Raw genomic sequence first — 16,164 nt, forward strand, 5'->3', positions numbered from 1 at the left:
AGGAGACCGTATGAACTGTTTAATTCGCATTCGCCAGCGCTACGCAGGCTTTGCCCAAAGCGACAAGAAGCTGGCGGATTTTCTGCTTTCTCAACCCGATCACGCGCGCCATCTCAGCTCGCAGCAGCTGGCGAGTGAAGCCGGTGTGAGCCAGTCCAGCGTGGTGAAATTTGCGCAGAAGATTGGCTTTAAGGGATTCCCTGCTCTCAAGCTGGCGATCAGTGAAGCGCTGGTCAGTAACCCCAATCCGCAGTCCATGCCGGTGCATAATCAGATCCGCGGAGACGATCCGATGCGGCTGGTTGGCGAAAAGCTGATCAAAGAGAACGTGGCGGCCATGCATGCGACGCTCGATGTGAATACGGAAGAGAAGCTGCTGGAGAGCGTGGCGATGCTGCGCGGCGCGCGGCGAATCATTCTGACCGGCATCGGCGCGTCCGGACTTGTGGCGCGTAACTTTGGCTGGAAGCTGACAAAAATTGGCCTTAACGCCATCGTCGAGCAGGATATGCACGCCCTGCTGGCGACCGTACAGGCGATGGATCCTGACGATCTGCTGCTGGCGATCTCCTATTCCGGCGAGCGCCGCGAGATCAACATGGCCACCGATGAAGTGCTGCGAGTCGGCGGTAAAATTCTGGCGATCACCGGTTTTACGCCGAATGCCCTGCAGCAGCGGGCCACGCGCTGTTTATATACCATTGCCGAGGAACAGGCCACGCGCAGCGCGGCTATCTCGTCCACCAGCGCACAAATGATGCTGACGGACCTGCTGTTTATGGCGCTGGTGCAGCAGGATCTGGAGCGTGCGCCAGAGCGCATTCGCCACAGCGAAGAACTGGTAAAGAAACTGGTTTGACGCGTATAATGCCCGCCCAGTTTGTGTTGTTTCTGAGAATTTCCTGATGGCGCTGTTAATTACCAAAAAATGCATTAATTGCGATATGTGCGAGCCCGAATGCCCGAACCAGGCCATTTCGATGGGCGACAGCATTTATGAGATTAACAGCGACCGCTGCACCGAATGCATCGGCCACTATGAAACGCCGACCTGTCAGAAAGTGTGCCCGATCCCCAATACCATCCTGAAGGATCCGGCACACGTCGAGAGCGAAGAGCAGCTGTGGGATAAGTTTGTCCTGATGCACCACGCGGACAAACTTTAACTTTCGATGATCACCGTTGCGCTGGCATAGTGACGCTCATCGGCGATCGTCACGTGCACGTGATTCACGCCCAGGTTCTCGGCCAGCTTTTGCGCCTCGCCCCATAAGCGCAGGCTTGGCTTACCCAGCTCATCGTTAAATACTTCAAACTGGTTGAACGCCAGACCGTTACGAATGCCGGTTCCGAAGGCTTTGGCGGCCGCTTCTTTTACCGCAAAGCGCTTCGCCAGGAAACGCACAGGCTGCTGATGCGCTTCCCAGATGGCCCATTCGTTATCGCTCAGCACGCGTCTTGCGAGGCGATCGCCGCTGCGGGCGATCACCGCTTCAATGCGGGCTATTTCAACGATATCGGTGCCTAAGCCCAGAATGGCCATTACTGACGCGCTTCCTGCATCAGGCGTTTCATCTCTGAGACGGCCTCTTTCAGGCCGCTCATCACCGCACGGCCAATGATCGCGTGACCGATGTTCAGCTCGTGCATTTCCGGGATGGCGGCAATGGGCTTCACGTTATGGTAGGTCAGGCCGTGACCGGCATTGACCTTCAGACCCAGGCTCGCCGCGTAGGTGGCCGCTTTAGCAATACGCTCCAGCTCTTTCGCCTGCTCTTCATCATTTTTGGCATCGGCATAGCAGCCGGTGTGAATTTCGATATACGGCGCGCCCACGTCGGCTGCCGCTTTAATCTGGGTGAAATCGGCGTCAATAAACAGCGAAACCAGGATACCGGCATCCGCCAGGCGCTTGCAGGCATCGCGCATTTTGTCGAGCTGACCGGCCACATCCAGACCGCCTTCGGTCGTCACTTCCTGGCGTTTTTCCGGCACCAGGCAGCAGAAGTGCGGCTGAGTCTCACAGGCAATCGCCAGCATCTCTTCGGTGACCGCCATCTCCAGATTCATACGGGTATCCAGCGTCTGGCGCAGAATGCGCACGTCGCGGTCGGTGATGTGGCGACGGTCTTCACGCAGATGAACGGTAATGCCGTCGGCGCCAGCCTGTTCAGCGATAAACGCCGCCTGAACCGGATCGGGATACGCCGTGCCGCGCGCATTACGCAGCGTGGCGATGTGATCGATGTTGACGCCTAACAGTAATTCAGCCATGACAATCCTCGGTTTTCTTTTCGATTCTGTAGTCTAACGTTTCGGCACAAACTGCCTGAATAATTCGCGGCTCTTTAAGGGCTTGCCGCCAAGATACGGCTTGAGGGCAATCCGGGTAAAGCGTTTTGCTGCGCGCAGGGTATCCTGATCGGGAAACTCGCGCTCATACAGCGCCCGGAGCTGGCGCCCGGTAAAGGTGCTGTTGTCGATCACGATGCTGGCAATAAAGCCCTTTTCTTCGCGGTAGCGGTAGGTCATGGTGTCTTCCACTTCGTCACCGCTGCCCGCACAGTGCAGAAAATCGACCCCGTACCCAAGATGGCCCAGCAGCGCCAGTTCAAAACGCCGCAGCGCAGGCTCGGGCGTGCCGGTTGCGCCAGCCAGCGCCTGGATACAGTGCAGATAATCAAAGAAAAGTTCAGAGAAGCGCGTCTCATGTTCAAGAACGCGTGAGATGAGTTCATTGACATACAGGCCGCTGTAGAGCGTGATGCCCGAGAGAGGAAGCGCCAGGGAGACGGCTTCGGCGCTGCGCAGGGTTTTAACTTCCCCTCGCCCACCAAAACGTACCAGCAGCGGCGTGAAAGGCTGTAGGGCACCTTTCAGATTAGAACGTTTGGAACGTGCGCCTTTCGCAACAAGGCGCACGCGGCCCGACTCTTCCGTGAAGACGTCCAGCATCAGGCTGGTTTCGCTCCAGGGACGACTATGCAGGACAAAGGCGCGCTGCCATCCATCCATATGCTCGTCGTCTTGAGTTACTGGTCTTCGCCGTAACCGAGGCTGCGCAGAGCACGCTCATCATCGGCCCAGCCAGATTTCACTTTCACCCACAGTTCGAGGTGAACCGGCGCTTCGAACATCTCCTGCATGTCCTTACGGGCTTCAATGCCGATGGTTTTGATCTTGGCGCCTTTGTTGCCGATCACCATCTTCTTCTGCCCTTCACGCTCAACGAGGATCAGGCCGTTGATGTCGTAGCCGCCACGCTCGTTGCTCTGGAAACGCTCGATCTCCACCGTCACAGAGTACGGCAGTTCAGCACCCAGGAAACGCATCAGCTTTTCACGGATGATTTCAGACGCCATAAAGCGCTGAGAACGATCGGTGATGTACTCTTCCGGGAAGTGGTGAATCGCTTCCGGGAGGTGCTTACGCACGATGCCCGCGATGGTGTCCACGTTCAGCCCCGTCTCCGCAGACAGCGGAACGATGTCAAGGAAGTTCATCTGGCTACCGAGCCACTGCAGATGCGGCAGCAGATCGGCCTTTTCCTGCACGTTGTCAACTTTGTTGACGGCGAGGATGACCGGCGTTTTGCCGTCGCGCAGCTTGTTCAGCACCATCTCGTCGTCCGGCGTCCAGCGGGTGCCTTCCACAACGAAAATCACCAGCTCCACGTCGCCAATCGAGCTGCTCGCCGCCTTGTTCATCAGACGGTTGATAGCACGCTTCTCTTCCATGTGCAGGCCCGGGGTATCGACGTAGATCGCCTGATACGCGCCTTCAGTATGGATACCAACGATGCGGTGACGCGTGGTCTGCGCCTTACGCGAGGTGATAGAAATCTTCTGCCCAAGCAGATTATTCAGCAGAGTAGATTTGCCAACGTTCGGACGTCCGACGATGGCAATAAATCCGCAATAGGTCTTATCTTCGCTCATTCCAGCTCCAGCATTTTTAACGCCTGTTCGGCGGCAGCCTGTTCAGCCTTACGACGGCTTGAACCTGTGCCCACCACCGGTTCACTCAGGCCACTGACCTGGCAATGGATGGTAAATTCCTGATCGTGCGCTTCGCCACGAACCTGCACCACCAGATAAGATGGCAGCGGCAGATGACGACCCTGCAAATATTCCTGCAGACGCGTTTTGGGATCTTTCTGTTTATCGCCCGGGCTGATTTCGTCCAGACGGGTCTGATACCAGTTCAGGATCAGCTTTTCGACGGTCTGGATATCGCTGTCCAGGAACACACCACCAATTAATGCTTCGACCGTATCGGCAAGAATAGATTCACGACGGAAGCCGCCGCTTTTCAGTTCACCCGGCCCAAGACGCAGACATTCGCCCAGTTCAAATTCGCGCGCGATTTCCGCAAGGGTATTACCCCGAACCAGCGTGGCACGCATGCGGCTCATATCCCCTTCATCCACACGCGGGAAACGATGATAAAGCGCATTCGCAATCACGAAACTTAAAATAGAGTCGCCTAAAAACTCGAGACGCTCATTATGTTTGCTGCTGGCACTGCGGTGGGTTAATGCCTGTTGCAACAACTCCTGATGATGAAAAGTGTAGCCCAGCTTCCGTTGAAGCCGATTAATTACGATGGGGTTCATGCGATACCAATAAATGAATGCGTCAAAAATGCAGCACACGAAACCGACCTGAGAAAACCAACGCGGTTTCGTGTGCCGTGGCACCCTTGCAGGGCCAACCTTAAACTTCGGGGGAATATTCTATACACAACGACAGGGGATGTCGTTAGTTCGAAGAGATTTATCGGTGAAATAATTCGTGTAGCCGCTTTAATTAGCGGCTACACGTTCATTTAGTGAGAATTAATGGATTCCGCCAATACGATTCAGGCGTACGCCGGTCGGCCATTCGCCTTCCTGCTTCTCAAAACTCATCCAGATCGCGGTCGCTTTACCCACCAGATTCGCTTCCGGCACAAAGCCCCAGTAACGGCTGTCCGCAGAATTATCGCGGTTGTCACCCATCATGAAGTAATGGCCCGGCGGTACAATCCAGCTTGCAAGCTGCTGACCCGGCTGACGATAGTACATACCCAGTTGATCCTGCGCGATTGGCACGGTGAGGATCCGGTGCGTCACGTCGCCCAGCGTCTCTTTGCGCTCAACCAGACGGATACCGTTATCTTTGGTTTCGCCTTTCGGTACCTGGAAGAATCCGCTGGTCGCTTCACCGCCGTTATGACGGGCAAAGGTCTGCACAAAATCACTTGGCTCGACGTTTGAGTAGGTGATTGGCAGCGCGTTTTCACATGCGGTACCGGAACTGCAGCCTGGCTGAACGGTGACTTCTTTCGCAACCGGATCGTAAGTCACTTTGTCACCCGGCAGACCTACCGCACGCTTGATGTAGTCCAGGCGCGGATCTTCCGGATATTTGAACACCACGATGTCGCCACGTTTTGGATGACCGGTTTCGATCAGCGTTTTCTGGTAAATAGGATCTTTAATGCCGTAGGCAAACTTCTCTACCAGAATAAAATCACCAATCAGCAGCGTTGGCATCATTGAACCTGATGGGATCTGGAACGGTTCGTAAATAAACGAACGTACCACCAGCACAATCGCCAGCACCGGAAACACCGAGGCGCCCGTTTCCAGCCAGCCCGGTTTCGGACCGACTTTCTTCAGGGTTTTCGCGTCAATACCATCGCCAGTGGCTGCCTGTGCGGCAGCCTGACGTTCACGACGTTTTGGGGCGAAGATAAACTTATCCAGACACCACAGCAGACCTGTCACCAGGGTAGCAATGACCAGGATCAGGGCAAACATGTTCGCCATGCCAACTCCTTAGGGTTATTTGCCGTCTTTACCAACATGAAGGATGGCAAGGAATGCTTCCTGCGGCAGCTCGACGTTACCGACCTGCTTCATACGCTTCTTACCTTCTTTCTGCTTCTGGAGCAGCTTTTTCTTACGGCTGACGTCACCGCCATAGCACTTCGCCAGAACGTTTTTACGCAGCTGTTTCACGGTGGAACGCGCGATAATGTGGTTGCCGATGGCCGCCTGAATCGCGATATCGAACTGCTGACGCGGGATCAGATCTTTCATCTTCTCAACCAGCTCTCGACCACGGTATGGCGCATTGTCGTTGTGGGTGATCAGCGCCAGCGCATCCACACGCTCGCCGTTGATCAGCACGTCCACACGCACCATGTTGGAGGCCTGGAAGCGTTTGAAGTTGTAATCCAGTGACGCATAGCCACGGGAGGTGGACTTCAGACGGTCGAAGAAGTCGAGTACCACTTCCGCCATCGGGATTTCGTAGGTCAGCGCGACCTGGTTACCGTGGTAAACCATGTTGGTCTGCACGCCGCGCTTCTCAATACACAGCGTAATGACGTTACCGAGGAATTCCTGCGGCAGCAGCATGTGACATTCGGCAATAGGCTCACGCAGCTCGTGAATATTGTTCAGCGGCGGCAGCTTGGACGGGCTGTCGACGTAGATCACTTCTTTCGAGGTGGTTTCAACTTCATACACTACCGTCGGCGCGGTGGTGATCAGGTCCAGATCGTATTCACGCTCCAGACGTTCCTGAATGATCTCCATGTGCAGCAGGCCGAGGAAGCCGCAGCGGAAGCCGAAGCCCAGCGCCGTTGAGCTTTCTGGCTCGTAGAACAGGGAGGCATCGTTCAGGCTCAGCTTGCCAAGCGCATCACGGAAGTTTTCATAGTCGTCAGAGCTAACCGGGAACAGGCCCGCGTAAACCTGCGGCTTCACCTTTTTAAAGCCTGGCAGCGCTTTTTCTGCCGGGTTACGCGCACCGGTCAGGGTATCGCCCACCGGCGCACCGAGGATGTCTTTGATGGCGCATACCAGCCAGCCTACCTCACCGCATGTCAGCTCGGTACGGTCAACCTGTTTTGGCGTGAAGATACCCAGACGGTCGGCGTTGTAGACCTGTCCGGTACTCATAACCTTGATTTTGTCGCCTTTGCGCATGGTGCCGTTTTTAATACGCACCAGGGAAACAACGCCCAGATAGTTATCGAACCAGGAGTCGATAATCAGCGCCTGCAGCGGGGCATCCGGATCGCCTTCCGGGGCCGGAATATCACGCACCAGACGTTCCAGCACGTCGGTCACGCCGACACCGGTTTTAGCAGAGCAGCGCACGGCATCGGTCGCGTCAATGCCGACAATATCTTCAATCTCTTCCGCGACGCGCTCAGGATCGGCGGCTGGCAGGTCAATCTTGTTCAGAACCGGCACAACTTCGAGGTCCATTTCCATCGCGGTGTAGCAGTTTGCCAGGGTCTGGGCTTCTACGCCCTGCCCGGCATCGACTACCAGCAGTGCGCCTTCACAGGCCGCGAGCGAGCGTGAAACCTCATAGGAGAAGTCAACGTGGCCTGGGGTGTCGATAAAGTTCAGCTGATAGGTTTCGCCATCAGCCGCCTTGTAATCCAGCGTGACGCTCTGCGCTTTGATGGTGATACCGCGTTCGCGTTCCAGGTCCATGGAGTCCAGAACCTGGGCTTCCATTTCACGATCAGACAGGCCACCGCAAATCTGGATAATACGGTCAGACAGCGTCGACTTACCGTGGTCAATGTGAGCAATGATCGAAAAGTTACGTATGTTCTTCATATAGTTAAATAATTATGCCTTACGAATTCCTGGAGGCCGCTGTTCTTAGCCTGACGTTTTTCAGTGCGAAAACGCAGCATTCTACACTACATCTCCGCTACCTGGAAATGGACTTAGCGCCGGGTATAGCGTGAAGAAAGGACGTTTTCTGTTTTAAGACGTAAAAATGATAAAGCCCGATGAATCACCGGGCCTCAGAAGAGAGCGTCTCGACGCGAAGCTGGTCTGGCGCCAGCCCAACGCTGAGAATGACAGGCTGCCACTCCTCGCGCGCGGCAAGCGTCGGGGAGAGGCCTTTGGCAAGCCAGAATCCCCCCAGACCACCTAATGCGGCACCGCACATGGCGCCTCCGTCGGTGCCAAACAGCATCTGGAAAACGCCGCCCATAATAAACAGCCCGATCAGCGGAGAGAGATAGACCAGCATGGCGGAGCTGAGCAGACTGCCTTCCGCGATGCCCAGTTCAACCTTCTGCCCGGCCATCAGCGGCTGTTCGCTTGGCACAGAAATCGTGTGCGATGTTTGCGGCCCGAGCTTATTCAGCACGCGGCTGCCGCAACCGGCTCGGGATGCGCAGCTATTGCATGAGGCTTTTACATCGCAACTCACCAGCGCAATGCCGTTTTGCCACGAGACTACCGTCGCCCACTCTTTGATCATTGTGCGGCCCTGAATTTAATGCTGTCGGAGATGCGCTTCGCCGTTTGCGGAGGAAGTTCACCTACAATGGTGATCTCTGCGTTATCGCGTACCGTTGTGCTCACCGTACGGCGCCCGGTACGCAGCATTTGTTCGGCGCTGTTTGCCGTTGCGCGATTGATATTCACCGAGAAGCTGAACAAACCATCGGAATAGAGGCGCGATTCCACCGGCGTTTCAATCGTTGGCAGTTGACGACGGCTGCTGGACACTTCGCTAAACCCTTGTGGGATCCAGGCAGGTACCCAGTTGAAATTAACGGAATCGCCTGCCGGAACGGAAAGCAGCGGCGGCAGGCTGGCCTTAGCCAGATTCTGCATGCTGTTGCCAACCTGATTGTTCACACTGAAGGAGATAACGCGGAACTGTTCCAGCGTTTCACCGTCACGGTCAAGCAGATCTACACGCATGGGGAGTTTAGTTTCCGCGTCGATCCAGACAATATAGCTGTAGCGCGTTCCATCCCGGGCGACAACGCGGATCACCTCACACAGTCTGTCCGCAATACGCGTACGCCCTACCGAGATAAAATCATAGTAAGGGGCCAGCCGTTTGAAGTCGGTGTAAATGAGTGACGGCAGAGAATCAACGATATAGTCGCCATTCAGCGTGAAAGGCTCCAGGCCGGGCTCGAAATAGCTGATTTCGTTACCACGCTGGACAACTTCCCGACGCGGGCCATCCATCTGTAAAAGCTGGGCGAGCGGCTGGTTATCAAGACGGGCATGGCGATAGCGTAACGACTCGACGCCCTGCTTATTGATGCTGATAAATGCCAACTCGTAATTGAGTGACTGGCTGGCCAGATTCATTTGCTGCAACAACGCCCCGGATGATACATCAGCCGAGGCGTTGGCAGAGAAGAACAGGCTACCCGCCATCAGAGACATGGCGAACCAAAGTTGCTTCATTACTGCGATTGCGTTCCTAAAGTTTGGTTTCCGGGCACCTGCACAGCAGCTTGCTGTGTCTGCGCCTGCTCAAACTGAAGCTGTTCAGAGTGCAGACGACGCTGCAACTCGTAATCCTGCAACATCGCATTAATGCGACGGCGCTGCTCCTGAACCTGCTGTTGCTGACCGCCGCTGGCGGAAGCATCAGCCGGTACGCCCAGGCTTACCGGGCTGGCTTTGCCCATCATCGGCAGTGTGTTAAACACTGGCGCTTCTGGCTGCTGATTAGTTTCAGACTGAGTATTATAGTGCTGGACGCCAACGATAACTGCAAGCGATACGCATGCAGCCACACCCATTTGGGTAAGCTGGCTGGCCCACGGACGCACCTTTTGCCAGAATGGCATTTTCTGCCACTGGTGAGGCGCGGGTTGAGCTTCAGGAATCAGCGGAGTGGTCTGATGAACAGGCTCATTCTCAATCGCCGCCATGACGCGGGCTGAGATATCGAAATGGAGAACCTCGCCGGTGTCACCGCGAAGGGTGTCACGGATGAGATGGTAACTCTCCCAGGTCTCTTGCATTTCGGGAGAATGAGACAGCTCGTTGAGCAGCTCACTATCCACCGTTTCACCATCCATTAAAGCGGAAAGTTTTTCTTTCTGCATGCCTAATACCTTTTCCAGTATCCCGCTATCGTCAACGCCTGATAAGCGGTTGAACTTTATTATCAATAGCTTCTCGCGCACGGAAAATTCGTGAACGTACCGTGCCGACCGGACAATCCATGATAGCGGCTATCTCTTCATAGCTCAGACCATCCAGCTCCCGTAACGTAATTGCCATGCGTAAATCTTCCGGGAGCGACTCGATCGTGCGAAAAACGATTTGTCTCAGTTCTTCTGACAACATTAAGTTCTCAGGGTTCGAAATTTCTTTCAATGCGCCGCCACTTTCGAAGTTTTCGGCGTCGATTGCGTCCACATCACTAGAAGGCGGACGACGGCCCTGAGCGACCAGATAATTCTTTGCCGTATTGACCGCAATACGGTACAGCCAGGTATAAAAAGCACTATCTCCCCGGAACGAATCCAGCGCGCGATAGGCCTTAATAAAAGACTCTTGCACCACATCAGGCACATCGCCTGACGGTACATAGCGGGAAACCAGGCTCGCCACCTTATGCTGGTAGCGCACCACCAGTAAGTTAAAGGCTTTCTGATCTCCCTTCTGGACCCGTTCAACCAGGACCTGGTCCGTTAACTGCTCGCTCATCCGAGGTAATGTCTCCCCAAACCTAAATTCCACGCGTTATCGAAACGCCACTCTAAAAATACCGCACTTTGAGCAAGCACCGAATTAGAGTGTCTGATCTTCAATAAGTTCCGTAACGCCTTTGTTTTTGTTCATCGCGCCGCAGACTGTTCATTTTCTCTCATTATAAGTCTGTTCACGATACGCACCACTTTCTGACAAGAAACATCTTTTTCCCGCCAGAAGAGTAACGCAACCCAGTCTTTATTTCATCACAAAATCTGACGCTAACGATCTGCTTCGCAAAATAATTTCACTCATTTACCCTCCGTTTACCTCTGCTTACGCGTTTAGTCATTGCAACAGCCATCAAAAAAAACGTGCGATAAATCGCATTCAGGTGCTATTCTGGCCTAACACTGTTTAGTAAATTAAACAACAATCATGAACACAACACCTGAACTCCATTGTGATGTACTGATCATCGGCAGCGGCGCTGCCGGTCTCTCTCTGGCGCTACGCCTGGCCGAGCATCAAAACGTTATCGTTCTGAGTAAAGGGCCGATAAGCGAGGGTTCCACGTTTTATGCCCAGGGCGGAATTGCCGCCGTGTTTGATGAGACAGACAGCATTGCCTCCCACGTCGACGATACGCTGATTGCCGGGGCCGGGATCGTGGATGCGCATGCCGCAGAGTTTGTCGCCAGCAATGCCCGCCATTGCGTGCAGTGGCTCATCGACCAGGGCGTCTTATTCGATACGCAGGTTCAACCCAACGGTGAAGAGAGCTACCACCTGACGCGTGAAGGCGGCCATAGCCACCGCCGCATCCTGCACGCAGCAGATGCCACCGGGAAAGAAGTGGAGACCACGCTGGTCGGCAAGGCGCTGAGCCATCCTAATATTCGGGTGCTTGAACGAAGTAACGCCGTTGACCTGATTATCTCCGACAAGATTGGCCTGCCGGGCACGCGTCGCGTGGTGGGCGCCTGGGTCTGGAACCGCAATAAAGAGAAGGTGGAAACTTGCCAGGCGAAGGCTGTAGTGCTGGCCACGGGCGGTGCCTCTAAAGTGTATCAGTACACCACGAACCCGGACATTGCCTCCGGAGACGGTATTGCGATGGCCTGGCGCGCCGGCTGCCGGGTGGCGAACCTTGAGTTCAATCAGTTTCACCCAACCGCCCTGTTCCATCCTCAGGCGCGCAACTTCCTGCTGACGGAAGCCCTGCGCGGTGAAGGCGCCTATCTGAAACGCCCTGACGGCACCCGCTTTATGACAGACTTTGACTCTCGTGGCGAACTGGCCCCGCGCGATATCGTTGCCCGCGCCATCGACCATGAAATGAAGCGTCTTGGCGTGGATTGCATGTATCTTGATATCAGCCACAAACCTGCAGAGTTTATTCGCCAGCACTTCCCGATGATTTACGAAAAGTTGCTCAACCTTGGCATCGATTTAACGCGCGATCCGGTGCCAATTGTGCCAGCCGCCCACTATACCTGCGGTGGGGTGATGGTTGACGATCATGGGCGTACCGATGTCGATGGCCTGTATGCTATCGGTGAGGTCAGCTATACCGGGCTTCATGGCGCGAACCGTATGGCGTCTAACTCGCTGCTTGAGTGCCTGGTCTACGGCTGGTCGGCCGCAGAAGACATCACCAAACGCATGCCCTACGCCCGCGAGACAGAGCGCCTGCCTGCCTGGGATGAAAGCCGCGTGGAAAATCCGGACGAGCTGGTCGTGATCCAGCATAACTGGCATGAGCTACGGCTGTTCATGTGGGATTACGTCGGGATTGTGCGCACCACGAAACGTCTTGAGCGCGCGCTGCGCCGCATCACGATGCTGCAGCAGGAAATTGATGAGTATTATGCCAATTTCCGCGTATCGAATAATCTGCTGGAGCTGCGCAATCTGGTGCAGGTTGCCGAACTGATCGTTCGCTGCGCGATGATGCGTAAAGAGAGCCGCGGGTTGCACTATACGCTGGACTATCCGGATCAGCTTGCGGAGTCCGGCCCGTCGATCCTCGCCCCGCAGGTTTACATAAACAGATAAAACGCCTGGGTCAGGGCAGTGTAATCTTCGGAATAACGCTGGTCTGGCCCACGGATCACCATTCGATCGTTAAAGCATTCACCCTCTTTCGGCGAGAGCGCCAGCAGCACGCGGTGTGGCAGTCGCCCTTCCGTATCCGAAATATCGGTACGCAGACGTAACGTCCAGCCAATCTCCTGCGCGATACCGATGAACGTGTTGCCGGTACTCTCTGGCAGGACCACGCAGAAAAATCCTTCTTCGGAGATGAGTTCGGCCGCACTGGTGAGCAACGCTTTATGATCGAGGGAACGGGTATAACGCGCCTGTTCGCGCTCGGGTGTCCCGCACTCAACGCCGGGCGCGTAGTAGGGAGGGTTGCTGACGATCAGATCGTAACGCGCGGTTTGTTCAGGTGCCCAGGTCAGCACATCGGCGCAGTCCACTTTCATGCGGGCAGCCCAGGGGGATTCGGCCACGTTTTCACTTGCCTGCTCTGCCGCCTGCGCATCCAGCTCGACGGCATCGATGGTGACATGCTCTTCCGTGCGCTGCGCCAGCATTAACGCCACCAGCCCGCTGCCGGTACCGATATCAAGAATACGCTTAACCCCTGCGACAGGCGCCCATGCACCCAGTAAAATACCGTCCGTACCGACCTTCATGGCACAGCGATCGTGAGCGACAAAAAATTGTTTAAACGTAAAACCATCGCGGCGCAGCTGCGCTTTGAGTTGAGACATGTCGGAGCAACCTTCTAAGTGAAACTGGAGTAGCATAGGGGAAAGCGAAGTGGCCGAAAAGCGATATCCATACAAACAGATGAAGATTACAGCCGTAACGTCTATAATCAGCGCCCCACACAGAGGTAGAACATGACTGTAACGACTTTTTCCGAACTTGAACTCGATGAAAGCCTGCTCAATGCACTTGAGAGCAAAGGCTTTACACGCCCGACCGCCATTCAGGCAGCGGCCATTCCGCCTGCGCTTGAGGGCCGCGATGTGCTCGGTTCTGCGCCAACCGGCACGGGGAAGACAGCAGCCTATTTGCTGCCTGTGTTGCAGCATCTGCTCGATTTTCCACGTAAAAAATCTGGCCCGCCGCGTATTTTAATCCTGACGCCGACGCGCGAACTGGCCATGCAGGTGGCCGATCACGCGCGTGAACTTGCGGCAAATACCCACTTGGATATCGCGACCATCACCGGCGGCGTTGCGTATATGAACCACGCCGAAGTGTTCAGCGAAAACCAGGACATCGTCGTTGCGACGACGGGCCGCCTGCTGCAGTACATTAAAGAAGAGAACTTCGACTGCCGTGCGGTTGAAACGCTGATCCTCGACGAAGCCGACCGTATGCTGGACATGGGCTTCGCACAGGATATCGAGCACATTGCCGGGGAAACGCGCTGGCGTAACCAGACGATGCTGTTCTCTGCCACCCTCGAAGGGGAAGCGATTAAAGACTTCGCAGAGCGTCTGCTGGAAGATCCGGTAGAAGTGTCGGCGACGCCGTCCACCCGTGAGCGTAAGAAGATCCACCAGTGGTACTACCGCGCGGACAACCTTGAGCACAAGGTCGAATTGCTCAAACACCTGCTGAAGCAGGAAGATGCGCTGCGCACAATCGTGTTTGTCCGTAAGCGCGAGCGCGTGCATGAGCTGGCAGAAATGCTGCGTAACGCCGGGATCAACAACTGCTATCTTGAAGGCGAGATGGCGCAGATCAAGCGTACCGAAGGCATTAAGCGCCTGACCGATGGCCGCGTTAACGTGCTGGTTGCCACAGACGTTGCCGCTCGCGGGATCGACATCCCTGACGTCAGCCACGTCATTAACTTCGATATGCCGCGCAGCGGCGATACCTATCTGCACCGTATTGGCCGTACCGGCCGCGCGGGCCGCAAAGGGATTGCGATTTCACTGGTCGAAGCGCATGACTACCTGCTGCTGCAGAAAATTGGCCGCTATGTTGACGAGCCGCTGAAAGCGCGGGTTATTGATGGCTTGCGCCCAACCACACGTGCGCCGAGTGAAAAAATGACGGGTAAACCGTCCAAGAAAGCGCTCGCGAAACGTGCTGAGAGAAAAGAGAAAGAAAAAGAGAAACCACGCGTGAAGCAGCGCCACCGCGACACCAAAAATATTGGTAAGCGCCGTAAGCCAAGCTCTGCCGCACCAGAGACAAAAACGGAAGAGTAAAAAAAGCCGGGGAAATCCCCGGCTTTTTTATTCCCCCCGTAGCTGAAGCCTTACAGGCTTTCAGTAAAGGTACGCGCGATAACGTCGCGCTGCTGTTCTGGGGTCAGAGAGTTGAAGCGTACCGCATAGCCGGACACGCGAATGGTCAGCTGTGGGTATTTTTCTGGGTGCTCAACCGCGTCCATCAGCGTTTCGCGACGCAGTACGTTTACGTTCAGGTGCTGACCACCTTCCACGCGCACTTCCGGTTTTACTTCCATTGGAATTTCACGGTATTCGATTTCGCCCAGTTTGCTCACCGGCACGATTTCATCTTCAGCAAAACCCGCTTTCGCGACGACACAGCGCGCTTCGTTTTTCTCGCTGTCCAGCAGCCAGAAAGAGTTGAGCAGATCGTCATTTGCAGCTTTAGTAATCTGGATACCTGTAATCATGTGTTGCCTCCCTTAGGCTACATTAACTGATGTCGGCCTCTCGCGGCCAATTGGTAAAACCATTGTTTCTTGTGTGTATATATATCATTCACACCCCGGTGATTTATTGATTTAAATCAACAAAAACACCAACCACATAAAGAGTGTGGTTTGAATTTATTGCTTTAGATCAATTTCACGACCTTGCCAATTCAATTTAACCTGCACATTTTCAACATAAATTTAGCCACTTAGCGCGCATTTCAGTGTGCTATTTTGCTCACCGGGCTTTAACAGGTAAGCTAGTCAGAGATTGAAATTCGCAGGAGAGCGAGATGACGACACCTTTAACCTGGCATGACGTGCTGGCAGAAGAAAAGCAGCAGCCCTATTTTATCAATACGCTCAGCACCGTTGCGGCTGAGCGCCAGTCCGGACAGACGATTTACCCGCCGCAGAAAGATGTGTTCAACGCCTTTCGCTACACCGAACTGAGCGATGTGAAAGTGGTCATTCTGGGCCAGGATCCCTATCACGGCCCGGGTCAGGCGCATGGGCTGGCGTTTTCCGTACGTCCCGGCGTGGCGATCCCCCCTTCTCTGCTCAACATGTATAAAGAGCTTGAGGGAACTGTGCCCGGGTTTACCCGGCCAAACCATGGCTACCTGGAAAGCTGGGCGCGTCAGGGCGTGCTGTTATTGAACACGGTACTCACCGTTCGGGCCGGCCAGGCGCACTCGCACGCCAGCCTGGGCTGGGAGACGTTCACCGATAAAGTCATCAGCCTGATCAACGAACACCGTGAAGGGGTCGTGTTTTTACTCTGGGGATCGCATGCGCAGAAGAAAGGGGCGATTATTGACCGTCAGCGTCATCACGTGTTGAAAGCGCCGCACCCGTCACCGCTGTCTGCACATCGCGGTTTCTTTGGCAGTAATCATTTTGTTCTGGCGAACGAATGGCTGGAAAAACGTGGCGAAACGCCCATTGACTGGATGCCTGTGTTACCGGCAGAGAGCGAATAGTATTT

19 protein-coding genes are annotated in these 16,164 nt (G+C 55.0%); 5 read left to right on the forward strand and 14 right to left on the reverse strand.

The genetic code is table 11. The annotated features are described in order from the left end of the window. The first annotated feature begins 10 nt into the window (after positions 1 to 10). Both ACMGGQ_RS15435 and ACMGGQ_RS15440 read left to right on the forward strand, forming a co-directional pair. The gene (locus tag ACMGGQ_RS15435) at positions 11 to 859 is read left to right on the forward strand and encodes a MurR/RpiR family transcriptional regulator (RefSeq protein ID WP_045908534.1); all 849 of its coding nucleotides are present in this window, start codon (positions 11 to 13) and stop codon (positions 857 to 859) included. A 46-nt stretch (positions 860 to 905) separates the two neighbouring features. Then, positions 906 to 1,166, forward strand: coding sequence for a YfhL family 4Fe-4S dicluster ferredoxin (locus tag ACMGGQ_RS15440; RefSeq protein WP_008502177.1), 261 nt, complete (start codon positions 906 to 908; stop codon positions 1,164 to 1,166). Here ACMGGQ_RS15440 and acpS read toward each other — a convergent pair. The 12 genes from acpS to rseD form a co-directional block, all read right to left on the reverse strand. Next, positions 1,163 to 1,543, reverse strand: coding sequence for a holo-ACP synthase (acpS, locus tag ACMGGQ_RS15445; RefSeq protein WP_420290250.1), 381 nt, complete (start codon positions 1,541 to 1,543; stop codon positions 1,163 to 1,165). The two genes, ACMGGQ_RS15440 and acpS, sit on opposite strands and share 4 nt — an antisense overlap. Then, positions 1,543 to 2,274, reverse strand: coding sequence for a pyridoxine 5'-phosphate synthase (pdxJ, locus tag ACMGGQ_RS15450; RefSeq protein ID WP_045908533.1), 732 nt, complete (start codon positions 2,272 to 2,274; stop codon positions 1,543 to 1,545). The genes acpS and pdxJ overlap by 1 nt, the downstream gene beginning before the upstream one ends. 33 nt (positions 2,275 to 2,307) lie before the next feature. Then, entirely contained in the window at positions 2,308 to 3,015 is a 708-nt protein-coding gene (gene recO / locus ACMGGQ_RS15455) for a DNA repair protein RecO (protein ID WP_023333058.1), read from the reverse strand. A gap of 17 nt (positions 3,016 to 3,032) precedes the next feature. Next, a complete protein-coding gene (gene era / locus ACMGGQ_RS15460; protein WP_069719826.1) occupies positions 3,033 to 3,938 on the reverse strand; it encodes a GTPase Era in 906 nt (301 codons plus the stop codon). Then, positions 3,935 to 4,615 carry a ribonuclease III gene (gene rnc / locus ACMGGQ_RS15465; RefSeq protein WP_003860711.1) on the reverse strand — a complete coding sequence of 227 codons (681 nt, stop codon included), beginning with the start codon at positions 4,613 to 4,615 and terminating at the stop codon, positions 3,935 to 3,937. Before rnc ends, era begins: the two co-directional genes overlap by 4 nt. Positions 4,616 to 4,837: 222 nt before the next feature. Beyond that, a complete protein-coding gene (gene lepB / locus ACMGGQ_RS15470; RefSeq protein WP_045908532.1) occupies positions 4,838 to 5,812 on the reverse strand; it encodes a signal peptidase I in 975 nt (324 codons plus the stop codon). A 15-nt stretch (positions 5,813 to 5,827) separates the two neighbouring features. Then, positions 5,828 to 7,627, reverse strand: a complete 1,800-nt coding sequence (gene lepA / locus ACMGGQ_RS15475; protein WP_008502183.1) for a translation elongation factor 4 — start codon at positions 7,625 to 7,627, stop codon at positions 5,828 to 5,830. 184 nt (positions 7,628 to 7,811) lie between these two features. Continuing rightward, entirely contained in the window at positions 7,812 to 8,288 is a 477-nt protein-coding gene (gene rseC, locus ACMGGQ_RS15480) for a SoxR-reducing system protein RseC (protein WP_420290251.1), read from the reverse strand. Continuing rightward, positions 8,285 to 9,238: a sigma-E factor regulatory protein RseB gene (gene rseB / locus ACMGGQ_RS15485; RefSeq protein WP_023308851.1), complete on the reverse strand. Its 954-nt coding sequence runs from the start codon at positions 9,236 to 9,238 to the stop codon at positions 8,285 to 8,287. The genes rseC and rseB overlap by 4 nt, the downstream gene beginning before the upstream one ends. Beyond that, complete coding sequence (gene rseA, locus ACMGGQ_RS15490) at positions 9,238 to 9,888, reverse strand: anti-sigma-E factor RseA (RefSeq protein ID WP_008502186.1); 651 nt, start codon at positions 9,886 to 9,888, stop codon at positions 9,238 to 9,240. The genes rseB and rseA overlap by 1 nt, the downstream gene beginning before the upstream one ends. A gap of 31 nt (positions 9,889 to 9,919) precedes the next feature. Next, positions 9,920 to 10,495, reverse strand: a complete 576-nt coding sequence (gene rpoE / locus ACMGGQ_RS15495) for an RNA polymerase sigma factor RpoE (protein ID WP_006176728.1) — start codon at positions 10,493 to 10,495, stop codon at positions 9,920 to 9,922. Then, positions 10,492 to 10,575, reverse strand: a complete 84-nt coding sequence (gene rseD / locus ACMGGQ_RS15500; protein ID WP_223605340.1) for a rpoE leader peptide RseD — start codon at positions 10,573 to 10,575, stop codon at positions 10,492 to 10,494. Before rseD ends, rpoE begins: the two co-directional genes overlap by 4 nt. Positions 10,576 to 10,918: 343 nt before the next feature. Here rseD and nadB point away from each other — a divergent pair, with 343 nt between their 5' ends. After that, positions 10,919 to 12,538: an L-aspartate oxidase gene (nadB, locus tag ACMGGQ_RS15505; RefSeq protein ID WP_262806095.1), complete on the forward strand. Its 1,620-nt coding sequence runs from the start codon at positions 10,919 to 10,921 to the stop codon at positions 12,536 to 12,538. Here nadB and trmN read toward each other — a convergent pair. Further along, positions 12,523 to 13,260 carry a tRNA(1)(Val) (adenine(37)-N(6))-methyltransferase TrmN gene (gene trmN, locus ACMGGQ_RS15510; RefSeq protein ID WP_262806096.1) on the reverse strand — a complete coding sequence of 246 codons (738 nt, stop codon included), beginning with the start codon at positions 13,258 to 13,260 and terminating at the stop codon, positions 12,523 to 12,525. The genes nadB and trmN overlap by 16 nt on opposite strands. Before the next feature lie 132 nt (positions 13,261 to 13,392). On the opposite strand from trmN, the gene srmB reads away from it, so the two are divergent. Continuing rightward, positions 13,393 to 14,721 carry an ATP-dependent RNA helicase SrmB gene (srmB, locus tag ACMGGQ_RS15515; protein WP_023344704.1) on the forward strand — a complete coding sequence of 443 codons (1,329 nt, stop codon included), beginning with the start codon at positions 13,393 to 13,395 and terminating at the stop codon, positions 14,719 to 14,721. A 50-nt stretch (positions 14,722 to 14,771) separates the two neighbouring features. Here srmB and grcA read toward each other — a convergent pair whose 3' ends face one another. Next, the gene (grcA, locus tag ACMGGQ_RS15520; RefSeq protein ID WP_008502190.1) at positions 14,772 to 15,155 is read right to left on the reverse strand and encodes an autonomous glycyl radical cofactor GrcA; all 384 of its coding nucleotides are present in this window, start codon (positions 15,153 to 15,155) and stop codon (positions 14,772 to 14,774) included. 314 nt (positions 15,156 to 15,469) lie between these two features. On the opposite strand from grcA, the gene ung reads away from it, so the two are divergent. Beyond that, positions 15,470 to 16,159 carry a uracil-DNA glycosylase gene (gene ung, locus ACMGGQ_RS15525; RefSeq protein WP_023333064.1) on the forward strand — a complete coding sequence of 230 codons (690 nt, stop codon included), beginning with the start codon at positions 15,470 to 15,472 and terminating at the stop codon, positions 16,157 to 16,159. The last annotated feature ends 5 nt before the right edge of the window (positions 16,160 to 16,164 follow it).

This window comes from Enterobacter sp. BNK-13 (genome assembly GCF_048685015.1).
GTDB lineage: Bacteria > Pseudomonadota > Gammaproteobacteria > Enterobacterales > Enterobacteriaceae > Enterobacter > Enterobacter quasiroggenkampii.

Bases quoted from the DNA above. Each gene is read 5' to 3' on its own strand.
- trmN (WP_262806096.1), bottom strand. From the start codon at position 13,260: ATGTCTCAACTCAAAGCGCAGCTGCGCCGCGATGGTTTTACGTTTAAA.
- rseB (WP_023308851.1), bottom strand. From the start codon at position 9,238: ATGAAGCAACTTTGGTTCGCCATGTCTCTGATGGCGGGTAGCCTGTTC.
- acpS (WP_420290250.1), bottom strand. From the start codon at position 1,543: ATGGCCATTCTGGGCTTAGGCACCGATATCGTTGAAATAGCCCGCATT.
- era (WP_069719826.1), bottom strand. From the start codon at position 3,938: ATGAGCGAAGATAAGACCTATTGCGGATTTATTGCCATCGTCGGACGT.
- rseC (WP_420290251.1), bottom strand. From the start codon at position 8,288: ATGATCAAAGAGTGGGCGACGGTAGTCTCGTGGCAAAACGGCATTGCG.
- rnc (WP_003860711.1), bottom strand. From the start codon at position 4,615: ATGAACCCCATCGTAATTAATCGGCTTCAACGGAAGCTGGGCTACACT.
- srmB (WP_023344704.1), top strand. From the start codon at position 13,393: ATGACTGTAACGACTTTTTCCGAACTTGAACTCGATGAAAGCCTGCTC.
- ACMGGQ_RS15440 (WP_008502177.1), top strand. From the start codon at position 906: ATGGCGCTGTTAATTACCAAAAAATGCATTAATTGCGATATGTGCGAG.
- rpoE (WP_006176728.1), bottom strand. From the start codon at position 10,495: ATGAGCGAGCAGTTAACGGACCAGGTCCTGGTTGAACGGGTCCAGAAG.
- ACMGGQ_RS15435 (WP_045908534.1), top strand. From the start codon at position 11: ATGAACTGTTTAATTCGCATTCGCCAGCGCTACGCAGGCTTTGCCCAA.
- grcA (WP_008502190.1), bottom strand. From the start codon at position 15,155: ATGATTACAGGTATCCAGATTACTAAAGCTGCAAATGACGATCTGCTC.
- recO (WP_023333058.1), bottom strand. From the start codon at position 3,015: ATGGATGGATGGCAGCGCGCCTTTGTCCTGCATAGTCGTCCCTGGAGC.
- lepB (WP_045908532.1), bottom strand. From the start codon at position 5,812: ATGGCGAACATGTTTGCCCTGATCCTGGTCATTGCTACCCTGGTGACA.
- lepA (WP_008502183.1), bottom strand. From the start codon at position 7,627: ATGAAGAACATACGTAACTTTTCGATCATTGCTCACATTGACCACGGT.
- nadB (WP_262806095.1), top strand. From the start codon at position 10,919: ATGAACACAACACCTGAACTCCATTGTGATGTACTGATCATCGGCAGC.
- ung (WP_023333064.1), top strand. From the start codon at position 15,470: ATGACGACACCTTTAACCTGGCATGACGTGCTGGCAGAAGAAAAGCAG.
- rseA (WP_008502186.1), bottom strand. From the start codon at position 9,888: ATGCAGAAAGAAAAACTTTCCGCTTTAATGGATGGTGAAACGGTGGAT.
- pdxJ (WP_045908533.1), bottom strand. From the start codon at position 2,274: ATGGCTGAATTACTGTTAGGCGTCAACATCGATCACATCGCCACGCTG.